This window comes from Roseateles sp. (genome assembly GCF_049240545.1).
Classification (GTDB): domain Bacteria; phylum Pseudomonadota; class Gammaproteobacteria; order Burkholderiales; family Burkholderiaceae_C; genus Paucibacter_A.
Genome location: NZ_JBMLSK010000115.1, coordinates 1 through 3,192, shown reverse-complemented (window position 1 = coordinate 3,192; position 3,192 = coordinate 1). Strand labels below are relative to the sequence as shown.

General features: G+C 61.1%; 3 protein-coding genes. All 3 read left to right on the top strand.

Features of this window, described 5'->3' with window-relative positions:
* The first annotated feature begins 619 nt into the window (after positions 1-619).
* The gene (locus ACOVRJ_RS08100) at positions 620-928 is read left to right on the top strand and encodes a YlcI/YnfO family protein (protein ID WP_422043377.1); all 309 of its coding nucleotides are present in this window, start codon (positions 620-622) and stop codon (positions 926-928) included.
* Positions 925-1,245, top strand: a complete 321-nt coding sequence (locus ACOVRJ_RS08095) for a hypothetical protein (RefSeq protein WP_422043376.1) — start codon at positions 925-927, stop codon at positions 1,243-1,245. Before ACOVRJ_RS08100 ends, ACOVRJ_RS08095 begins: the two co-directional genes overlap by 4 nt.
* Positions 1,246-1,306: 61 nt before the next feature.
* Positions 1,307-3,192 (top strand): DUF2075 domain-containing protein (locus tag ACOVRJ_RS08090; protein ID WP_422043375.1); only part of this gene is annotated, 1,886 nt, incomplete at its 3' end.

Here is a 3,192-nt window from a genome sequence, read left to right as displayed (position 1 = left end):
ATCTGAATTACATGCAAGAAACAGGTACAAACCCTATAAAACGTGCCATTACAAGAATTCCCCCATCTGAGGAGCTAACTTTCATGATGTGGGGCAACGCCCCGGGTCATGGAAGACTTCCACATTAAGTGCCTGAATTGATTGATGGTCTCGCCACTTCTGAGCCTGGTAGCTGTCGAACTCGGGCGTCAGCGGTTCAAAGGTCGATTTCGGTCAGGAGGCCATCACGCTCCCCCGTCAACCTGAGAACAGGCGTTGGGTGGGTGGGTGGGGAAACTCCGTGATCGCTGGACTCACGGCGCGGGTTGGGCAAGCGAGGCAGGTCAGCGCACATCGGCATGGCCTCGCGTGCTCCGATCTAGGCCTTGTCTGGCAGATGCTCTGTGCGTTGGCGCACGCCCCCGGGAGTTTCCATCACGCAGTGCCTGCAGGGGCGAAGCAACAACTTTGGCGCGGCGCCGCGCGAGTCGCAGCAACTCTGATGTTCGCGACGCAATTCTTGCGGCGCGCCCCGCACCAAGTCCTTGTCACGTCTGTGCGTCGGAGTAATTGCTTCGGCGGCCTGCGGCACTCATGGGCAAAGCTTGTTGACGTATTTCAAAAGCTATACATTTCCTTGATGAGTCGTTCCGCCACACTGCCACCCATCCGCGTCGCACCCGAGACGAAGGCCCGCCTCGAGGCTGTGCTTCGGGAGGGCGAGTCGCTGACGCAATTCATCGAGGGCGCGGTCTGCAGAGAGGCCGAGTTTCGCGCCGAGCAGAACGCCGCTATGGCCCGGGCGAAGGTGGCGTTGCGCAGCGCTGCCAAGGGCGTGGGCCTGTTGACCGCCGAGGACTTATTGGCTGGCATGACCCAACGTGCCCATGCAGCACAGCAGCGTATCCGTGAGGCTGCGGCGGCCAAGAGCAAGCGGACCGCTGGGTGAGCGAACGGTTTCGAGTTGTTCCGACGGTCACCTTCCAGGAAGACGTCGAGCGCCTTGAGGAGCACATCGTGCAACGAGAGCTGGCGAGCAATACGCCAGACGACACCTGCCTCTTCAGGTTCCGCGATGCGGTGGAGCGCGCGATGGGAATCCGCGCCTTCGCGCCACACACCTGCCGCCGAGCTGACGCGCACCGGCAGTTCCGGGAGATCATCATCCCCTTCGGCCATGGCGGTTGTGTTGTCTTGTTCGCGATTCGCAGCAACGATGTCGTGTTGCTCGCAGCGAGGGACCAGCATGAGAACGACCACCGCTGACGCACTCGAGAGCTGAACAGCCTCATCTATTCTGAGAACCTACAACCCCAAGCCGGCGAGCGTGGATCTTCAACCCGAGCAGTCAGCCGTACCAACTGGTCGCATATCGCGCGCCTGTTTTTCGGCCTCGATCGACGAGTTTCTTGAGTTCTTGCCCACTCAGATCATCGGGCGGCTCACTGACGCCAGTGAGTTTTCTGTCGACCTGGCGCAGCGCGATGCCTGGAATGATCAGATACGACTGCTCAAGGAATGCTTGCCAGCCTTCCGGAGGCGTGGCCACCTCTTTTTCGAGTTCGTGGTGCCGCGTGTGGGCAAGCGGATCGATGCGGTAGTGGTGGTTGATCACGTCATCTTCGTGATCGAGTTCAAGGTGGGTGAGTCGCACTTCAACCGGTCTGCGATCGATCAGGTCTGGGATTACGCACTTGACCTGAAGAACTTCCACGAATCCAGCCACGCACTCCAGATTGCACCGATCCTGATTGCGACCGGTTCTGTGGCCCAGGAGTCCCTCTTTCGCTACGGCAACCACGATGATGGCGTGCGCGCTCCGTTGTTGATTTCGCCCGACCGTCTGTTCTCAGCGATGGAGGCCGTGGTCGCAGACTCAACGGGAGAGCAGATCGCGGTGGGTGACTGGGAAGCCGGCCGTTACAAGCCAACGCCCACCATCGTCGAGGCTGCGACTGCGCTCTACGGCGGCCACTCGGTGGAGAGCATCGCGCGAAGCGACGCCGGTGCGACCAACCTCGCGAGAACCTCTGCCGCCATCAGCCGGATCATCCAGGGCGCCAGGGATCAAGGCGTGAAAGTGATCTGCCTTGTGACCGGCGTTCCGGGTGCTGGCAAGACCTTGGTGGGTCTCGACATTGCAACGAAGTACATGGACGCGAAAAGCGACCTGCACTCGGTGTACCTCTCCGGCAACGGCCCGCTGGTGGCCATCCTGAGCGAGGCTCTTGCGCGTGACAAGGTTTCCCGGACCAAGGCGCAGGGACAGAGGACGACGAAGGCAAGTGCGCGGCAGGCGGTGAAGGGATTCATCCAGGCCGTTCACCATTTCCGCGACGAATACATCAAGGACCCTGGTCCGCCAGTCGACCGCGTGGCGATCTTTGACGAGGCGCAGCGGGCCTGGAACCAGGAGAAGACAACGGACTTCATGAAGCGGAAGAAGGGCTTGCCGAACTTCAACCGTTCCGAGCCGGAGTTCCTGATCTCCTGCCTGGATCGGCACCCGGACTGGGCAGTGGTTGTCTGCCTCATTGGCGGCGGGCAAGAGATCAACACGGGCGAGGCCGGTATCGCAGAGTGGATCAAGGCGGTGACGACGACGTTTCCCGATTGGCACATCCACGTGTCCCCGCGTCTGCGGGACTCAGAGTACGCCTCAGGCGCCGCCTTGGTGGCCATTGAGGGCCGTGAGAACGTGCACTTCAACGAAGACCTCCACCTGTCGGTTTCGATGCGATCGTTCAGGGCGGAGAGCCTCTCTGCCTTTGTCAAGAAGGTGCTCGACCTGGAGGCTGGCGATGCGGCCCGCCTGTACCGGGAGTTCGGCCATAGATACCCGATCTGCATCACGCGCGATGTCCACAAGGCACGTGGCTGGTTGAAGTCGAAGGCGCGCGGCAGCGAGCGCTACGGCATCGTCGTGTCGTCCCAGGCACAACGCCTCAAGCCCCATGCCATCGACGTCAAGACACCGATGGATCCGGTCAACTGGTTCCTGAACCCACCTGACGATGTGCGCTCCTCCTTCTACCTCGAGGACGTGGCCACCGAGTTCCATGTACAAGGGCTCGAACTCGATTGGGCATGTGTCGTGTGGGACGGCGACTTCCGCTACGCGCCTGACGGGTGGCGGCACCACTCCTTTGTGGGCAACGGTTGGCAGAACATCAAGCAATCCGACCGCAAGACCTACCTGAAGAACGCCTACCG

Coding starts and splice junctions, on each gene's coding strand:
- ACOVRJ_RS08100 (WP_422043377.1), top strand. CDS start 620: ATGAGTCGTTCCGCCACACTGCCACCCATCCGCGTCGCACCCGAGACG.